Annotated in this window: 12 protein-coding genes; 11 read left to right on the top strand and 1 reads right to left on the bottom strand. The window is 62.7% G+C overall.

Annotation, left to right across the window (positions count from 1 at the left end):
• Positions 1 to 51: 51 nt before the first annotated feature.
• The 6 genes from rlmN (at position 52) to der (ending at position 6,284) form a co-directional block, all read left to right on the top strand.
• Positions 52 to 1,236 (top strand): dual-specificity RNA methyltransferase RlmN, encoded by a 1,185-nt coding sequence (gene rlmN / locus ML342_RS10815; RefSeq protein ID WP_240127072.1) that lies wholly within the window; start codon positions 52 to 54, stop codon positions 1,234 to 1,236.
• Positions 1,226 to 2,044: a type IV pilus biogenesis/stability protein PilW gene (gene pilW, locus ML342_RS10810; RefSeq protein ID WP_240127047.1), complete on the top strand. Its 819-nt coding sequence runs from the start codon at positions 1,226 to 1,228 to the stop codon at positions 2,042 to 2,044. The genes rlmN and pilW overlap by 11 nt, the downstream gene beginning before the upstream one ends.
• Positions 2,041 to 2,847, top strand: coding sequence for a helix-turn-helix domain-containing protein (locus tag ML342_RS10805; protein WP_240127046.1), 807 nt, complete (start codon positions 2,041 to 2,043; stop codon positions 2,845 to 2,847). The genes pilW and ML342_RS10805 overlap by 4 nt, the downstream gene beginning before the upstream one ends.
• Before the next feature lie 82 nt (positions 2,848 to 2,929).
• Positions 2,930 to 3,574, top strand: coding sequence for a YfgM family protein (locus ML342_RS10800; protein ID WP_240127045.1), 645 nt, complete (start codon positions 2,930 to 2,932; stop codon positions 3,572 to 3,574).
• Entirely contained in the window at positions 3,574 to 4,758 is a 1,185-nt protein-coding gene (bamB, locus tag ML342_RS10795) for an outer membrane protein assembly factor BamB (protein ID WP_240127044.1), read from the top strand. Before ML342_RS10800 ends, bamB begins: the two co-directional genes overlap by 1 nt.
• Positions 4,759 to 4,883: 125 nt before the next feature.
• Entirely contained in the window at positions 4,884 to 6,284 is a 1,401-nt protein-coding gene (gene der / locus ML342_RS10790) for a ribosome biogenesis GTPase Der (protein ID WP_240127043.1), read from the top strand.
• Between the two features lie 48 nt (positions 6,285 to 6,332).
• Here the strand turns inward: der and ML342_RS10785 are convergent, their stop codons facing one another.
• Positions 6,333 to 6,533, bottom strand: a complete 201-nt coding sequence (locus ML342_RS10785) for a hypothetical protein (RefSeq protein WP_240127042.1) — start codon at positions 6,531 to 6,533, stop codon at positions 6,333 to 6,335.
• A 130-nt stretch (positions 6,534 to 6,663) separates the two neighbouring features.
• Between ML342_RS10785 and folD the strand changes: the two genes are divergently transcribed.
• From folD to ML342_RS10760, 5 genes are all read left to right on the top strand, one after another.
• Entirely contained in the window at positions 6,664 to 7,530 is an 867-nt protein-coding gene (folD, locus tag ML342_RS10780; RefSeq protein WP_240127041.1) for a bifunctional methylenetetrahydrofolate dehydrogenase/methenyltetrahydrofolate cyclohydrolase FolD, read from the top strand.
• 140 nt (positions 7,531 to 7,670) lie between these two features.
• The gene (locus ML342_RS10775) at positions 7,671 to 9,863 is read left to right on the top strand and encodes a type I secretion system permease/ATPase (RefSeq protein WP_240127071.1); all 2,193 of its coding nucleotides are present in this window, start codon (positions 7,671 to 7,673) and stop codon (positions 9,861 to 9,863) included.
• A 112-nt stretch (positions 9,864 to 9,975) separates the two neighbouring features.
• Entirely contained in the window at positions 9,976 to 11,397 is a 1,422-nt protein-coding gene (locus ML342_RS10770; RefSeq protein WP_240127040.1) for an HlyD family type I secretion periplasmic adaptor subunit, read from the top strand.
• A 138-nt stretch (positions 11,398 to 11,535) separates the two neighbouring features.
• Positions 11,536 to 12,069 carry a hypothetical protein gene (locus ML342_RS10765; RefSeq protein ID WP_240127039.1) on the top strand — a complete coding sequence of 178 codons (534 nt, stop codon included), beginning with the start codon at positions 11,536 to 11,538 and terminating at the stop codon, positions 12,067 to 12,069.
• A 27-nt stretch (positions 12,070 to 12,096) separates the two neighbouring features.
• A complete protein-coding gene (locus tag ML342_RS10760; RefSeq protein ID WP_240127038.1) occupies positions 12,097 to 16,725 on the top strand; it encodes an SPM autocatalytic domain-containing protein in 4,629 nt (1,542 codons plus the stop codon).
• Positions 16,726 to 16,814 lie beyond the last annotated feature (89 nt).

Here is a 16,814-nt window from a genome sequence, read left to right as displayed (position 1 = left end):
GAGATCACCCTGCTGGGCGAGGACGGGGCGGCGTCTGCCGCCACGCCGGCAATGGCCGGCGTGGACGGCCATGCCGGCAAGTCGGCGGCCTTGGCCGATGCCGGGAAGACCAACATCTTCGACTTCGATCGCGCCCGCCTGGAGCGCTTCTTCGAGGAAGAGTTGGGCGAGAAGAAGTTCCGCGCCCACCAGGTGATGAAGTGGATCCATCACCGCTACGTCACCGACTTTACCGCCATGACCGACCTCGGCAAGGCGCTGCGCGCCAAGCTGGAGGATCGCGCGCTGGTGCGCGCGCCGCAGGTGCTGTTCGACAAGGCCTCCAGCGACGGCACCCACAAGTGGCTGCTCGGCATGGACGCCAGCAACGCCATCGAAACGGTCTACATCCCCGACAAGGGGCGCGGCACGCTGTGCGTGTCCTCGCAGGTGGGCTGCGCGCTCAACTGCACGTTCTGCTCGACCGCGACCCAGGGCTTCAACCGTAATCTGACCACCGCCGAGATCATTGGCCAGGTGTGGGTGGCGGCGCGTCATCTCGGCAATGTGCCGCACCAGCAGCGCCGCCTCACCAACGTGGTGATGATGGGCATGGGCGAGCCGCTGGCCAATTTCGACAACGTCGTACGCGCCATGAGCATCATGCGCGATGACCTCGGCTATGGGCTGGCCAACAAGCGCGTCACCCTCTCCACCGCCGGCATGGTGCCGATGATCGACCGCTTGGCGCAGGAAAGCGACGTGTCGCTGGCAGTCTCCTTGCATGCGCCGTTCGACGAGCTGCGCGACCAGCTGGTGCCGCTCAACCGCAAATACCCAATCGCCGAACTGATGGACGCCTGCGTGCGCTATGCGCTGCGCAAGAAAGGCGAATCCGTCACCTTCGAATACACCTTGATGAAGGGTGTGAACGACCAGCCGGAGCACGCGCGCGCTTTGGTGGCGCTGCTGCGCGACTTCGACCGCCGCGTGCAGATGAAGGACGCGGCCAAGGTCAACCTGATTCCGTTCAACCCGTTCCCAGGCGCGCGCTACGAACGACCGGACGAAGTGGCCATCCGCGCCTTCCAGAAGCTGCTGAACGATGCCGGCCTGATCGCGCCGGTGCGCCGCACCCGCGGCGACGACATCGATGCCGCCTGCGGCCAGCTCAAAGGGCAGGTGCTGGATCGCACCCGGCGTTCCTCCGAGTTTCGCAAGCGCCTGCAGGCGCGAGGAGATGTGCATGCCGCTTAGTGGGTCACGGCTCGGGCCTGGATTTGTCGCCTTTGCGCTGCTGCTCGCCGGCTGCCAGCAGATGGAGCGGCTGTCCTTCATCCGGCCCAGTGCCCAGCCGCGCGGCTATACCCAGGTGGCGCCCAGCTACGACGTGAGCGGCAAGAAAGGGCGCGCCGAGTCCGATCCGGTCTTGCTGCTGCTGTCTGCCAACGACCAACTGCAGCGCGGCCAGTACGCCGAGGCCGAGCGTCTGGCGCGGCAGGCGCTCAAGCTTCGGCCCGATTCGGGCGATGCCCAGACGCTGCTCGGCGCGATCGCCAGCGCGCGCGGCGATGCGGCGGCAGCAGGCAAGGCGTACCGCGCTGCAGTGCAGATCGCGCCCGGCAATGGGGTGTATGCCAACAACTACGGCAACTGGCTGTGCGCGAACGGACAGGCGGCGGACGCGCTGCCCTGGTTCGAGCGTGCGCTGGCCGATCCGACCTATCCGACGCCCGTAGCCGCGCTGGTCAATGCGGGCACTTGCGCCATGCGCGCAGGTCAGCCGGAGCGCGCCGAATCGAACTGGCGCAGGGCGCTGGAGCTGGATCCGCAGAATCTGACCGCGCTGGCCGGCATGGCGGCATTGGAGCAGGAGCGAGGCAACGGGCTGGATGCACGCGCGTTCGTCGAGCGCTGGCTGGCCCTGAGCCCCGAGGACCCCGCCGGTTTGCGGCTGGCGGCGGACATCGAGCAGAAACTGGGCGACAACGCGGCCGCTTCGCGCTATCTTTCGCGTTTACAGGCGATTTCTTCAACCTCCGCCACTCCGCCACGCACGCAATGACAGCGAACATCGCCCAGGATTCCACTCACGCGGCGCTGGCAGGTTGCGGCGCGCGCCTGCGCGCAGCGCGTGAGGCTGCGGGGCTACGGATCGAGGAAGTGGCGGCCAGGCTGCACATGCCGGTGCAGGTGGTGCGCTCGCTGGAAGAAGAGGATTGGGATCGCCTGGGCGCGCCGGTGTTCGTGCGCGGCCAGGTGCGCAGCTATGCGCGTCTGCTCGGGCTGGGCACCACGGCCATGATGGAGGCGCTGAACGTGGCGCCGGTGGAGCCGACCCGGCTGGTCAGCCGCACCCATATTCCCAAGGTGCGCTGGTGGGCCGAGCAGATCGGGCGGCGTCTGGTCTACATCGTGCTGACCCTGTCGCTGGCGGTTCCGGCCTGGGTTGCGACCCGTCAGCACATGGCGGCGGATTCTTCGCCGGCGGTAGCCGCGTTGGATGCCGTGCCCGCGGCACCCCAATCGCCCGCCGCCGCGCGCACCATCGTGGCGTCGATGGCGCCGCTGCCCGCCGCGTCGGCGAGCGCGACCGAGCGGCGCGATCCGGACATTCTGCTGCGCACGAACGACAAGACCTGGCTGGAAGTGATCGGGCGCGATGGCGCGCCGATCGAACAGGCGTTGCTACCGGCGGGCAGCGAGCGCCGTTATGCCGCGGCTCAGGTCGCGCGCATGACCATCGGCAACGCGTCGGCGGTGGCACTGGCCGTGCGCGGGAAGGCGGTGGATGTCGCGGCGCACGCGCGCGCGAATGTCGCCCGCTTTGCGGTATCCTCCGACGGCTCGATCGCTGCGGCGGAGTAACCCTGCCCAACCCGCGGCGCGCGCGACTTCATTTCCGATTCACTCACATCACACCCGTCCAGGACGACGGGCGAGAGGCAGCATGGCAATCGACGATCTGCTCAATGAGCACGAAAAGAGCGAGCAGGTGCGCGCCTGGCTCCGCAACAACGCCCTTGGCATCATCGGCGGCATCGGCCTCGGGCTTGCGCTGATCGCAGGCTGGAACTGGTGGCAGAGCCAGCGCCGGCAGGCCGAAATGGGCGTGAGCGCCGCCTACGCGCAGGCGGTGCAGGCATTCGAGGATGGCAAGCTGCCGGCCGACAAGGGGCAAGGTGTGATCGCCCGCCTCGATCAGGACAACCCCACGCTGGGCACGCTGGCTGCGCTGCAGTTGGCCAAGGCGCAGCTGGAGGCGGGCAAGCGCGATGATGCCATCGCCACCCTGCGCGGCGTGCGCGAGGTGCCTGCCGACCTGCGTCCGCTCCTGCGCGAACGCCTGGCACGCCTGCTGATCGACGCCGGCAAGGCCAAGGAGGCGCTGGCCCTGCTGGATGACGAGCGCAACCCGGCCATGCTCGAAGCCCGTGGCGATGCGCAGTTCGCGCTGGGCGAGATGGCCAAGGCGCAGGAGTCCTATCGCAAGGCGCTGGTGCTGGTCGCGGTCGGCGATCCCCAGCACCGCCTGCTGGAAATGAAGCTGATCGAGGCCGGCGGCACCCCGCCGCACACCGAGGACAATGCCTGATGATTTCGCGTCAGCCCCGCGCTCTGCGCCTTCTCGCCGCCGTTCTCGTCGCCACGGTCGCCGTGTCCGGCTGCAGCAGCATCAAGACCCTGTTCGGCGGTCGTCACAAGGACAAGACCGGCGAGCCGGCCCAGCTGGTCGATTTCACGCCGACCGTCGGCGTCAAGCCGCTGTGGTCGGTCAAGGTCGGCAAGGGCGAGAAGAATCTCGGCATCGGCCAGCATCCGGTGATCGTGGACGGCAAGGTGTATGCCGCTGCCGTGGATGGCGGCGTCACCGCGATCGATCTGGCCACCGGGCAAACCCTGTGGCACTACGATTCGAAGTCCCGTCTGAGCGGCGGCCCCGGCGCCGGCGACGGGCTGGTGGTGGTCGGTGGTCTGAAAGGCGAGGTGATCGCGCTGGATGCCGCCGATGGTCATCAGAAGTGGACCGCCCGGGTCGGCAACGAAGTGCTGGCCGCTCCCGCGATTGCCGGCGGCATGGTGTTCGTGCATTCCAACGATGGCCGGGTCACCGCCTTCGATGCCGCCAGCGGCGAGCGCCGCTGGTTCTACAGCGCCGACATGCCGGCGCTGACCGTGCGCGGCACGGGCGAGCTCACCCTCGGCCCGGGCCTGGTGTTCGTGCCCGGGGACAACGGCACCCTGACCGCGCTCAGCGCCAGCGATGGCAGCGAGCGTTGGAGCGTGGCGGTGGCCGAGCCGGATGGCCGCAGCGAGCTGGAGCGCATGGCCGACGTGGACGGCGCCGCGGTGCTGGATGGCACCGTGCTGTTTGCCACCAGCTTCAAGAACCACACCGTGGCGATCGACGGCCCGCGCGGCCAGATCCTGTGGGACAGCGACTACGGCGGCCCGCGCGGGTTGGGCCTGAGCAACTCGGCGGTGGTCATCACCGACCGCAATGGCAACGTCGTCGGTTTGGACAAGAACACCGGCGGCAGCATCTGGAAGCAGTCCGGGCTGCTCAACCGCAATGTCTCGGCTCCGACCGTGCAGGGCGATTACGCGGTGGTGGGCGATTATGAGGGCGTGGTGCACTGGCTGAACCTCAAGGACGGCGCGTTTGCCGCGCGCAGCAAGGTGGGCGCGGCAGTGACCGGCAAGCCGGTGGAGGCCAATGGCATCGTGGTGGTGCAGAGCGTGGACGGCAAGCTGACGGCGTTTGCGCTGCAGCCGTGATCCCGCCGCGCCGGCGGTGCGCCGCTGGCCTTTCTGATTCGCGGCTCCGGCTTGCCCGCCGGGGCCGCTGTCGCATCGATTTTTTGGGATGCCGGACGGCATCCATTTCCGAAGGTACGTGATCCATGCTTCCGCTCGTTGCGCTCGTCGGGCGCCCCAATGTCGGTAAATCCACGCTGTTCAATGCGCTGACCCGCAGCCGCGATGCGCTGGTGCACGACGAGCCGGGCGTGACCCGCGATCGCCATTACGGCGTGTGCCGGCAACGTGAGGGGCGCCCCTTCGTGCTGGTGGATACCGGCGGCATCGCCGGCGAGGAAGACGGCCTGGCCGGGGCGACGGCGCGCCAGTCACGGGCCGCGGCGGAAGAGGCCGATCTGGTGCTGTTCATCGTGGACGGGCGCGAGGGAGCCTCGGCGCTGGACGATGACATCCTGCAATGGCTGCGCAAGCTGGCCAAGCCGACCCTGCTGGTGGTCAACAAGATCGACGGCATCGATGCCCGCGCGGCGCTGGCGGAGTTTGCCCGCTACGGGGTTGCCGACATGCTGCCGGTGTCGAGCGCGCATCGCACCGGCCTCGACGCGCTGTTGACGCGGGTGACGGCGCTGTTGCCCGAGGTCGGCCATGCGCAAATGCTCGACGACGACCCCGAACGCATCCGCATCGCCTTCGTCGGCCGCCCGAACGTCGGCAAATCCACCCTAATCAACCGCATCCTCGGCGAGGAGCGGATGATCGCCTCGGAAGTGCCCGGCACCACCCGGGATTCGATCGCGATCGATCTCGAACGCGATGGCCGCAAGTATCGCCTGATCGACACTGCCGGACTGCGGCGGCGGGCGCGGGTGGAGGAGGCGGTCGAAAAGTTTTCCGCGCTCAAGACTTTGCAGGCAATCGAGCAGTGCCAGGTCGCAGTGCTGATGCTGGACGCCAGCGAGGGCGTCACCGACCAGGACGCCACCGTGCTGGGCGCGGTGCTGGACGCTGGCCGCGCGCTGGTGATCGCGCTCAACAAGTGGGACGGCCGCAGCGACTACGAGCGCCAGCAGGCCGAGGCGCTGGCGGCGCGCAAGCTCGGGTTCGTGGACTGGGCCGAGCGCGTGCGCATTTCCGCGCTGCACGGCTCCGGCCTGCGCGAACTGTTCCGCGCCATTCACCGCGCGCATGCCTCGGCGACCCGCGAGTTCAGCACCTCGGAGGTCACCCGCGCACTGGAGGCGGCGTATGCCGCGAATCCGCCGCCGGTGGTGCGCGGGCACGTGGCCAAGCTGCGCTTCGCCCATCCCGGTGGCGCTACCCCGCCGACCTTCGTCGTGCACGGCACCCGCCTGAAGACCCTCAGCGGCACCTATCAGCGCTATCTCGAAAACTTCTTCCGCAAGCGCTTCAAGCTGGTCGGCACCCCGATCCGCTTCGTGTTCCGCGAAGGCAGCAACCCCTACGAGGGCAAGAAAAACGAGCTGACCCAGCGCCAGGTCGCCAAGAAACGGCGCCTGCTGCGGCATGTCAAGCGCGGCCGTTGACTTTAGCTTGGGGCGGTCCCGACGCGCCCGCCATCCGCTCCGGCCATCTCAGGCGGCGGGCGTCGCCTTGCGTCGCGGCCGCGGCTTGGCGCGGGCGTCCAGCTGCACGCCCAGCACGGCGTGGCAGTGGATGCAGCTGAAGCTGATGCAGCGCGCCTTGCTCTCGCCCCCGACCATCCCCACGATCTGCTCGACATTGACGTGCAGCACGCGCTTGCCGCACTTCGGGCATTCTCCCTTGACCGTCATCATCTGGGCCTCGTCCGTCTGCAACCTGCTGCCGCAGCTTATCGCGTGAACGTTGTAGCGACGCGATTTCGGCCAAGGGCCAAGTGGGCGATAATGCATCTCTTGTCCGCATTTCGATCGCCTACCGCCCATGGCTGCTCGCATTCTCGATGGGAAACGCATCGCCGATGAACTGCTGGATTCATTGAAAATCCGGGTGCAGGCGCGGCTGGCGGCCGGCAAGCCGCGTCCCGGGCTGGCGGTGGTGCTGGTCGGCAACGATCCGGCCAGCCAAAGCTACGTGCGCAACAAGCGCCGGGCCGCCGACAAGGTGGGCATCCAGGCATTCGACTACGACCTGCCGGCCGGCACCAGCGAGGCCGAGCTGCTGGCCCTGATCGATACGCTCAACGCCGATCCCAAGATCCACGGCATTCTGGTTCAACTGCCGCTGCCTGGCATTCGCGATGCCAGTGCGCTGATCGAGCGCATCCATCCGCACAAGGACGTGGACGGCTTTCATCCGACCAATGTCGGCCATCTGGCGCTGCGCCAGTTCGGCCTGCGCCCCTGCACGCCGCGCGGCATCACCACGCTGCTGGCATGGACCGACCGTCCGGTGCGCGGGCAGAGCGCCACCATCGTCGGCGTGTCCAATCACGTGGGGCGGCCGATGGGCCAGGAGCTGCTGATCGCCGGCTGCACCGTCACCAGCTGCCACAAGTTCACGCCGCCCGAGGTGCTCAAGCGCCATGTGAGCGAGGCCGACATTCTCGTCGTGGCGGTGGGAAAGCCGGGCCTGATTCCGGGCGAGTGGGTGAAGCCGGGGGCGGTGGTGATCGACGTTGGCATCAATCGCCTCGACGACGGACGCCTGGTCGGCGATGTCGGCTTCGAGGAGGCGGCCAAGCGCGCCAGCTGGATCACGCCGGTGCCGGGCGGGGTGGGGCCGATGACCGTGGCCACTTTGATGCAGAACACGCTGGAAGCGGCAGAGCTGGCGGATTGCGAAGAGTGAGCGCAGTGATCCCCTGATTTCTCACTGCTGAAACACTCGGCAATAAGGACACGCACTGACGTTGACTGAGTGATATACCCCGCCTATGATCCCGCATCGTGACGCCTGTCACGTTCATGACCGGGGTGAGGCCCCGCAACATGGCACAGGGAAGTGGCCAAGCAGCTGCCGTGTCCGCATTGGCACAGGGCGGCGTTGTCGAACCAGAAGTATCAACAGGGGAACGGAAGGATTCCGGCCTGCATGGGTTGCTTCTGCTTGCCCAGTTCCATGGCATCGCTGCGGATCCTGCGCAGCTCGTCCATCAGTTCGGCGACGGCAGCAAACCGTTCGATGAAACCGCGCTTCTGCTGGTTGCCAAACACCTCGGCCTGAAGGCAAAAATCACCCGGCAGCCGGTTGAGCGCATCGCCTTCGCTAGCCTGCCTGTGCTGGCGCTTGACGCCTCGGGCGAGCATTTCATCATTGCCCGTGCAGGCGAAGACGCCGTTCTCATCCACGACCTTTCCGAGCAGCGCCCGCGCAAACTGTCGCGTGAGGAATTTGCGACCCGCTATCAGGGCCGCCTTTTGCAGGTTACGTCTCGCGCCTCGGTGCTTGGCCAACTGGCAAAGTTCGACTTCCGCTGGTTCGTGCCGGCCGTCGTCAAATACCGCAAGCTGCTGATCGAGGTACTGGTCGCCTCGCTATTCATTCAATTGTTTGCGCTGGTGACGCCGCTGTTCTACCAGGTGGTGATGGACAAGGTGCTGGTACACCATGCCATTACCACGCTGGAAGTGGTGGCGGTGGGCTTGGTATCGATTGCCCTGTTCGATGTGGTGCTGACGGGGCTGCGCAGCTATGTGTTCGCCCACACCACCAGCAAGATCGACGTCGAGCTGGGCGCGCGCCTGTTCCGGCACATCCTGGCGCTGCCGTTGAGTTACTTCGAATCGCGACGAGTGGGCGATACCATCGCGCGTGTCCGTGAATTGGAAAACATCCGCAGTTTCCTGACCGGGCAGGCCCTGACCTCGCTGCTGGATCTGCTGTTTACCGTGGTCTTTCTGGCGGTGATGTTCTGGTACAGCGGCTGGCTGACCCTGATCGTGGTGCTGTCCCTGCCGGTGTATGCGTTGTGGTCGGCGGCGATCACGCCGGTGCTGCGCAAGCGGCTGGACGAGAAGTTCGCCCGCAGCGCGGACAACCAGTCCTTTCTGGTGGAAACCATCAACGGCATCGGCACGGTCAAGGCGACCGCGGTCGATCCGCGCGTCACCCGCACTTGGGACAACCAGCTGGCTGGTTATGTCGGCGCTTCGTTCCGCGTGACCCGCTTGGCGACCATCGGTCAGCAGGGCATCCAACTGGTGCAGAAGCTGGTGGGTATCGCCATCCTGTTCTTCGGCGCACGGCTGGTGATCGACAACAAGTTGTCGCTGGGCCAGCTGATCGCGTTCAACATGCTGGCGGGACAGGTGGCCGCGCCCATCGTGCGTCTGGCGCAGCTGTGGCAGGAGTTCCAGCAGGTCGGCATTTCAGTCGAACGCCTCGGCGACATCCTCAATACCCGCACCGAACTGCCCGGCAGCAAGATGGCCTTACCGGCCATCCAGGGACGCGTGACCTTTGAACATGTCACCTTCCGCTATCGGCCGGACGCCGCCGAGGTATTGGCCGGCATCGATCTGGATATTGCACCGGGCGAAGTCATCGGCATCGTCGGTCGCTCCGGTTCGGGCAAGAGCACGCTGACCAAGCTGGTGCAGCGGCTTTACGTCCCCGAGCGCGGACGCGTGCTGATTGATGGCCACGACTTGGCTTTGGCCGATCCGGCTTGGCTGCGTCGGCAATTGGGCGTGGTGCTGCAGGAGAATTTCCTGTTCAACCGCAGCGTGCGCGAGAACATCGCGCTCAGCGATCCGGGCATCTCGCTGGAACGGGTTATCCACGCCGCCAAGCTGGCGGGCGCGCACGATTTCATCCTTGAGCTTCCGGAAGGCTACGACACCGTGGTGGGCGAGCATGGCGCCTCGCTCTCCGGCGGGCAGCGCCAGCGCATTGCGATTGCCAGGGCGCTGATTACGGACCCGCGCATCTTGATCCTGGACGAGGCCACCAGTGCACTGGACTACGAATCCGAACACGCGGTGATGGGCAACATGCGCGCCATCTGCAAGGGTCGCACGGTGCTGATCATCGCCCATCGCCTGTCCACTGTGCGCATGGCGAACCGGATTGTGGTGGTGGAGAAGGGACGCATCGTCGAATCGGGTTCGCACGCGGAACTGGTGGATCGCCCTGGAGGCCATTACGCCCGCCTGCACCAACTGCAGCAGGGGCTGGCATGAGCATGCTCCGCTTAGCGCTCCCGCGATGGCGTCATTGCTCGTCATGCCCGCGTAGGCGGGCATCCAGCATCTTCGCTCTTGAACGGAATGTCGGAACGTCATGGAGAGGGGCATGACACATTTATTTGCCGCCATCCGCGAATTCCTCGGCCGCTACACCGAAGTCTTCAAAGCTGCCTGGTCGATCCGCGCCACCCTCGACCCGCCCAAACGCAGCGAAGACGAATTGGCCTTCCTGCCGGCGCATCTGGAACTGACCGACACTCCGGTCTCGCCCGCTTCCCGCTGGATCATGCGCGCGATCATGGCGTTCTTCGCCGTCGCGCTGCTGTGGGCCTGCGTCGGTCAGCTGGAGATCGTGGCGGTCGCTCCGGGCAAGACCGTGGTTGGCTCGCGCACCAAGGTCATCCAGCCGTTGGAGGCCGGTGTGGTCAAGCGCATCCTGGTGCAGGACGGGCAGGTGGTGAAAGCCGGCGACCTCCTGATTGAACTGGATGCCACGGCCGCCGCGGCCGATTACGCCAAGGCCGGCGAGGCCCTGATCGCCGCCAAACTCGCCGAATTGCGCCTTGCCTCCCTTGCCGATGCCTACCGGCAAAACCAGCTACCGCAGTTGGCCACAAACCCCGGCTTGCCTGAGGCCCGCTATGCGGCCGAACGCGATCTGGCCACCAGCCAGTTCCAGGCTTATCGAGCGCGCCGCGGCAATCTGCAGGCCACGCTGGAACAGCGTCAGGCGGAATTGTCCACTATTGATGCCCTGATCCCGCCATTGGAACAGACCGCTCGCATCGCCACCGAGCGCGCGGCTGATTACGCCAGGCTGGTGGAAGGCAAATACGTGGGCCGGCACGACTATTTGCTGCGCGAACAGGAGCGCATTGCCGCGGAGCGTGATCTGGCCGCGCAGCGCCGCCGCCGGGCGGAGGTGCAGGCTGCCATCCACGGCGCAGCGGAAGAACTGCGCATGCTGGATACCGATGCTCGCCAACAGACATTGGATGGCTTGCGCCAGGCTCGCGAGCAGATCGCCCAGTACCAGCCTGAAGTCATCAAAGCTGGCCAGCGAGACAAATTGATGCAATTGCGCGCACCGGTGGACGGCACCGTGCAGCAGTTGGCCGTGCATACCGTGGGTGGCGTAGTGACGCCCGCGCAGGCGTTGCTGGCGGTGGTACCCAGTGCGGACACGCTGGAAGTGGAGGCTACCGTGCTGAACAAGGACATCGGCTTTGTGCGCGCCGGTCAGCGTGCCACGGTGAAGGTGGAGAGCTTTCCGTATACCCGCTATGGCTATTTAGAAGGTGTAGTGGACACGGTTTCGCACGATGCTGCGCAAGACGAAAAGATGGGTTTGATATTTCCGGCGCGAGTAAAGCTGCGGAATGCGGCACTCGTGATTGATGGCGTGCGTGTGCGACTTACGCCAGGCATGAATCTGAGTGTGGAAATCAAGACCGGCAAGCGGCGGGTAATTGATTACTTGCTGAGTCCGTTACAGGCGCATGTGAGTGAGGCGTTGCGTGAGCGATAAGAAAAATGCTATCGCAAGAAAAAGGACTATTGGTTTAGGAAGATCGTGTTTCGGTTCGGATTATAACCAAGCTAGAGAATTTTACTTCTGTGCCGTAAGGCCGCCGAGTACAGGCAGATCTCCTTGGGGTGATAAGCCATGAAACATCTAAAAATTCTACTTCCCTTTACATTGGCGCTTGCTCTGTTAGGCGCGTGTTCTGATTCAGAGGTAAACATTCAGGAGGTAAGAGCTATTGCAGTTTCTTCGGAGTTCAAGTCTCGCAATGATCTCAAAGTAAACGTACGTGCCCAAACTTTCGGCGAGTATGCAAATTTTGATAGAAGCTGCTCGACACACGCCCCTCTCATAGGGGCGGTTCATTATCAGCGCAAGCTAAAGTATCTTGGCGAAGGAAATGTTAAGGCAAAAATAGAGATTTCTGGCGACCGAGAAGATTGTCTATTGAGGTTGATAGGGATTCATGTCGCTTTAGTTTCGCGCTCGTCGGAAAAGTTAGCCTGGGCGGCGGCATTCTACAACGAACGAAATTTATCCGGCGAAGAAATGTTTTATTGCTACACCTCTGTAGGTGGGCCTGGGTACTGTTTGCTGAAATCCGAAAAATCGGAAGATCAGAGGGGGCAAAATCGAGAAAGGCTCATTGGTACTGTGAATATTAAGTGGCAATAAGCACATAAACTACAAAAAGGAAAATCAATGTCTTCCACCAGCACGGGCGCATTCGCATTTGCAAGTTCACTTGCATATCAATCAGGCTCTCTTGTAATAGGTACCGTATTCATATCGCCGGAAGGACATAGATTAACTGTACTGAACACAGTTTCGACGTTAAGCGGTTATAAAGGCACGGTTTTCCGGGACGAGGTGACGGGCAATATCATTGTGGCAAGTGCTGGCACCGAGATATTTGGATCAACCCCATCAGACATTAATACCGACATTGCCATGGCGGTTAGCGGGATTCCGAATCAGTTTCCTGATGCCGCTACCCTATTCCGGTGGGCTCAAAATTATTCTACACAAAACGGCTCACCGGAAATTCAAGTTACGGGCCACTCGCTCGGCGGGGCCCTTGCACAGCTTCTTGCAGCTCAAAATGGCGTTGGCGGTGAAACATTCAATGCGTTTGGAAGCCGCTCGGGTGCTGAAAATCTGGGTCTTAGCGACATCGCGCTAGCAGACTCATTAATTACAAATCACAGAACAGTTCAAGATATCGTGTCTGGCGTGAGTGATCACATTGGCAAAGTGATTGATTACTTTAACGATTCATTTGGGCCATCAAATGCTCTTTTTCTCGGAGACGCGCTTGATTTTCTAAGTGCTCATTTCATGGGTAATTTTTGGAACGAGGATGGACGGGTTTCTGGTTCGGCCTTCGCAAATCCGGTTTCAGGTAGAAGTAACTTCGATAGATTGAGGGAATTTCTGGAGAGGAAGTATTTTGAAACTTTCGATGGATTAATTTTTCAACTACAATCATTCTTCGCCAGACTGAAAAATGAAACCTTTCGTATCCAGCGATATGACCCCCTTGCTCTTGATCTAAATGGGGATGGTACTGTCTCCACCCGCGCTGACGGCAACTTGGCCGGCCCACTTTTCGATTTTGATAATGACGGTTATCGCACCGCCACCGGCTGGGTTGACGGTAACGACGGTCTATTGGTGCGTGACCTCAATGGCAATGGCGCCATTGATTCCGGTGCCGAGCTGTTTGGCGATCAGACGGTATTGAGCAATGGCAGCATTGCTGCCACTGGCTTCCAAGCCTTGGCCGATCTGGATTCCAACGCTGATGGCGTGGTCGATGCCAGTGATTCGGCATTTGCCTCGTTGCGCATCTGGCAGGACGCCAACCAGAACGGTGTCACCGAAGCTGGCGAACTGAATACCCTGGCTGAACTTGGCATCACCAGCCTGTCTATCGCGCATAGCACTGAGAACACCGCAGTCGCAGGCGGCCAGCGCACAGGTACCGGTAGCTTCACCCGCACTGATGGAAATGGCAATGCCGTCACGCAGGTGATGCAGGAATTCGATTTCGATGCGGACACGATCAATGGCGGCTATACCGCGCCGGTCGCGATTCCAGTGGAGCTGTCCGATATCCCAGCGATTCCCGGTGTGGGTCGCATGCGTTCTCTACGTGAGGCCTGTGCGCTGAGTCCCGCGCTCACCCAGCTTGTCCGCCAGTTCATGGCGGCAGGCACACGCGCAGAGCAAGAACTATTGATGTCTAACTTGCTTCAGGAATGGGTGAAGACCAATCCTGGCTACAGCAATCATGGCATCCAAGCCTATGCAAGCGGGGGTGTGGAAGACCCCAACTCAACGAATGTGATTTGGATTCGCCCAGGTGAGGGCTTGCCTGCGTTAATGCCGGTAGATTTGCCGAGTGAACTGGTAAATGAAATCCGTGTCGCGGAGGCAGTGCTCGGCCTTCAGGTGCAGAACACGATTTACTGGGCGAATGACAACACCAACATCTACCACAACGTCTATGCGTCCTTCTCCGATGCTGTGTACAAGCAGCTGAGCTATCAGACCCGCTTGAAGTCTTATATCGACAAGATCGTACTGACGGTGGATACGCAGGGCGCGTTCGCCATCGACATGGCTCCAGCGTTCGCGATGTTCGATCAGCTTCGCGCCACGAATCCGGACAAGGCGCGCAGCGAGTTGGCCGAGTTTCTTGTGTATGTCAAGGGTGTTGGCTTGGGTGATGAGAGTTCGTTGCCAGGCGCAGAGTTGCTCCGCAACTGGCTGTCTGCGGATGTCATGACGCCCGAGCAATTGGCCGAAATCACCTCCATCGGCGTCATCTACCAGGACGGCTCTGCGACTCAGCCGCAATCCACGTCGGGCAACGACGTCATCATCGTCAAGAGCACGGCCGCTGTTGGCGCGAATAGCCAAGGCGGTGCCGGCATGGACACGCTGTATGGCGATGTCGGCAACGACACGCTCGGCGGCGGCGAAGGCAACGACCAGCTCCTGGGCGCTGCGGGGAATGATTCCTTGTCGGGCGGTGCAGGAAATGATGCGCTGTATGGCGGCACCGGCAGCGACCAGTTGTACGGCGAGAATGGCAATGACCGCCTGCTTGGCGGGGATGGCTCTGACAATCTGATTGCAGGTGATGGCAATGACACCCTGTCGGGCGGCGCTGGCGACGACTATCTGTACGGCGGCAATGGCGAGGACATCTATCTCTTTGGTCGCGGAGATGGGCACGATGTCCTCAACAACTACGGCTACCAGCAAAACGCTCCCAAGGGTGCGCTGGTGCTTGGCTCCGGCATCGCCACTTCCGACATCAAGATGTGGCGCAGCGGCAATTACCTGTGCCTCGGCATCATCGGCACGACGGATCGCATCGATATCGCCGACTACTTCGAGGCGGATGCAACCGGGGCCTATACCGTCAAGGAAATCCGTTTTGCGGATGGCACGGTCTGGAGCGTCGATTACGTCAAGGCAACGGTGCTCACGGCAACCGATGGCGACGACGACATCTATGGCTACGACACCGACGACGTGCTTGCGGGTGGTTCGAGCAATGATCACCTGTCGGGACGTGGTGGCAACGACATCCTGAACGGCGGTCTTGGCAACGACTCGCTGGATGGCGGTAAGGGCAATGACCAGTTGAATGGCGAGGACGGCAGCGATTATCTCTCCGGCGGTGAAGGGGACGACATCCTGTCAGGCGGTGCCGGTTCTGACACCCTGTTTGACGATGATGGCGATGACATCGTGGATGGCGGGGCAGATGCCGATACCCTCTACTCCTACGGTACCGGCAACGACACGTTCCGCTTTGGGCGTGGTTCTGGTGCGGACATCCTGTACAACAGTGACGCAGCGACGTCGCGCAACGACGTGATCGAACTTGGCGACGGTATTGCGGTTGGCGATATCTCGCTGCGCCGCTCCGGGGAAACCCTGATCCTGTCGATCAACGGCACGTCCGACAGCTTCTCAGTCGTGGGTTTCTTTGCCGACGATGGCACCAGCTCCGCGCGTATCGATCAGGTGCTTTTCAAGGATGGCACGGTCTGGACGACCGCAATGCTGAAGACCATGTCGCTGCAAGGCACGGCAGGGAATGACGATCTGACAGGCTTCGACACCGACGATGTGTTCTCGGGTGGCGCCGGTAACGACACGATCTCCGGTGCGGCGGGTAACGACCAGATCAGCGGCGGAGAGGGCGATGATGTCCTGAACGGCGATGCCGGCAATGACACGCTCTTCGGCGAGCTTGGTGCCGACACGCTCAATGGCGGCGACGGTGATGATGTCTTGTCGGGTGGCGATGGCATGGACGCGCTTGCTGGCGGCGCCGGCAACGATACGTTGCTGGGCGGCGAAGGTCAGGACTTCCTGGCAGGTGATGCAGGCGACGATTTCCTGGACGCCGGTGCAGGCGATGACCAACTGGTCGGCGGGGAGGGCAATGACCAGTTGCGAGGTGGCCTTGGCAATGACGTCTTGCAAGGTGGTGCCGGTGATGACCGGTACTACTTTGCGCGCGGCGATGGCAGCGACCTCATCTGGGACATCGACGGCCGCACGACGGTTTACGTGTCGCAACTGTCCCTGGAAGAGATTTTCTTCCGTCGCGAAGGTACGCAACTCGTGGTGCGGTTTGCTTCGAGCGCAGGTGACGAAGTCCGGTTGGAAGGGTTCTTTGATCCCGCAACCGGTCTTGCGCTCAGAGGGATCAATATCGACTACGGCACGGGTCAGGTATGGGAAATCAGCCCCGAGGCGCTTGAACTCGAGACGCTGAAAACCACTGCCGTCAACGACATCATCCAGGGGAACGACGCCGATAACGTGGTGCTTGCCTCCGATGGTGATGATCGAATCGCTGGTTTTGGCGGAAATGACACGCTGTCTGGCGGCGCTGGGCAGGACGTGTTGGATGGCGGCATGGGCCAGGACACGCTGATCGGCGGTTCCGGAGATGATCTGTTCCTGGTCGATGATGATGGCGACACTGTCATCGAGGCGTCAGGCGAAGGTGTCGATACGATCGAGAGTGCTGTCAGCTATACCTTGCCTGCCAATGTCGAAGCCTTGCGCCTGGTAGGCTCCGGGAATATCGATGCGACCGGCGGCGATGCGGGCGACAGGCTGTATGGCAATAGCGGCAGCAACGTCCTCACCGGCTTGGCCGGCAACGATGAGCTGGATGGCGGGGCAGGAGCCGACACGCTGATCGGTGGACAAGGCGATGATACCTATATCGTCGATGCAGACAACGATGTCGTGATCGAGTTTGGAGATATGACCGAATCTGGTGCACGCCCCTGAGTTGAGGAGAGGCGGCGTACCGGGTTGGAATGGGCTTGTCACGAGTCCACCCAACCACGAGGTACGCCACCGTGAGCAACGATAACGTC

The organism is Thermomonas alba (genome assembly GCF_022419205.1).
Taxonomy (GTDB): domain Bacteria; phylum Pseudomonadota; class Gammaproteobacteria; order Xanthomonadales; family Xanthomonadaceae; genus Thermomonas; species Thermomonas alba.
The sequence above is the reverse complement of the archived record's forward strand: the minus strand, read 5'-3'. Positions and strand labels throughout refer to the sequence as shown.

Excerpts from the sequence above, each read along its gene's own strand:
- rlmN (WP_240127072.1), top strand. The coding sequence starts at position 52 with ATGGCCGGCGTGGACGGCCATGCCGGCAAGTCGGCGGCCTTGGCCGAT.
- pilW (WP_240127047.1), top strand. The coding sequence starts at position 1,226 with ATGCCGCTTAGTGGGTCACGGCTCGGGCCTGGATTTGTCGCCTTTGCG.
- ML342_RS10805 (WP_240127046.1), top strand. The coding sequence starts at position 2,041 with ATGACAGCGAACATCGCCCAGGATTCCACTCACGCGGCGCTGGCAGGT.
- ML342_RS10800 (WP_240127045.1), top strand. The coding sequence starts at position 2,930 with ATGGCAATCGACGATCTGCTCAATGAGCACGAAAAGAGCGAGCAGGTG.
- bamB (WP_240127044.1), top strand. The coding sequence starts at position 3,574 with ATGATTTCGCGTCAGCCCCGCGCTCTGCGCCTTCTCGCCGCCGTTCTC.
- der (WP_240127043.1), top strand. The coding sequence starts at position 4,884 with ATGCTTCCGCTCGTTGCGCTCGTCGGGCGCCCCAATGTCGGTAAATCC.
- ML342_RS10785 (WP_240127042.1), bottom strand. The coding sequence starts at position 6,533 with ATGACGGTCAAGGGAGAATGCCCGAAGTGCGGCAAGCGCGTGCTGCAC.
- folD (WP_240127041.1), top strand. The coding sequence starts at position 6,664 with ATGGCTGCTCGCATTCTCGATGGGAAACGCATCGCCGATGAACTGCTG.
- ML342_RS10775 (WP_240127071.1), top strand. The coding sequence starts at position 7,671 with ATGGCACAGGGAAGTGGCCAAGCAGCTGCCGTGTCCGCATTGGCACAG.
- ML342_RS10770 (WP_240127040.1), top strand. The coding sequence starts at position 9,976 with ATGACACATTTATTTGCCGCCATCCGCGAATTCCTCGGCCGCTACACC.
- ML342_RS10765 (WP_240127039.1), top strand. The coding sequence starts at position 11,536 with ATGAAACATCTAAAAATTCTACTTCCCTTTACATTGGCGCTTGCTCTG.
- ML342_RS10760 (WP_240127038.1), top strand. The coding sequence starts at position 12,097 with ATGTCTTCCACCAGCACGGGCGCATTCGCATTTGCAAGTTCACTTGCA.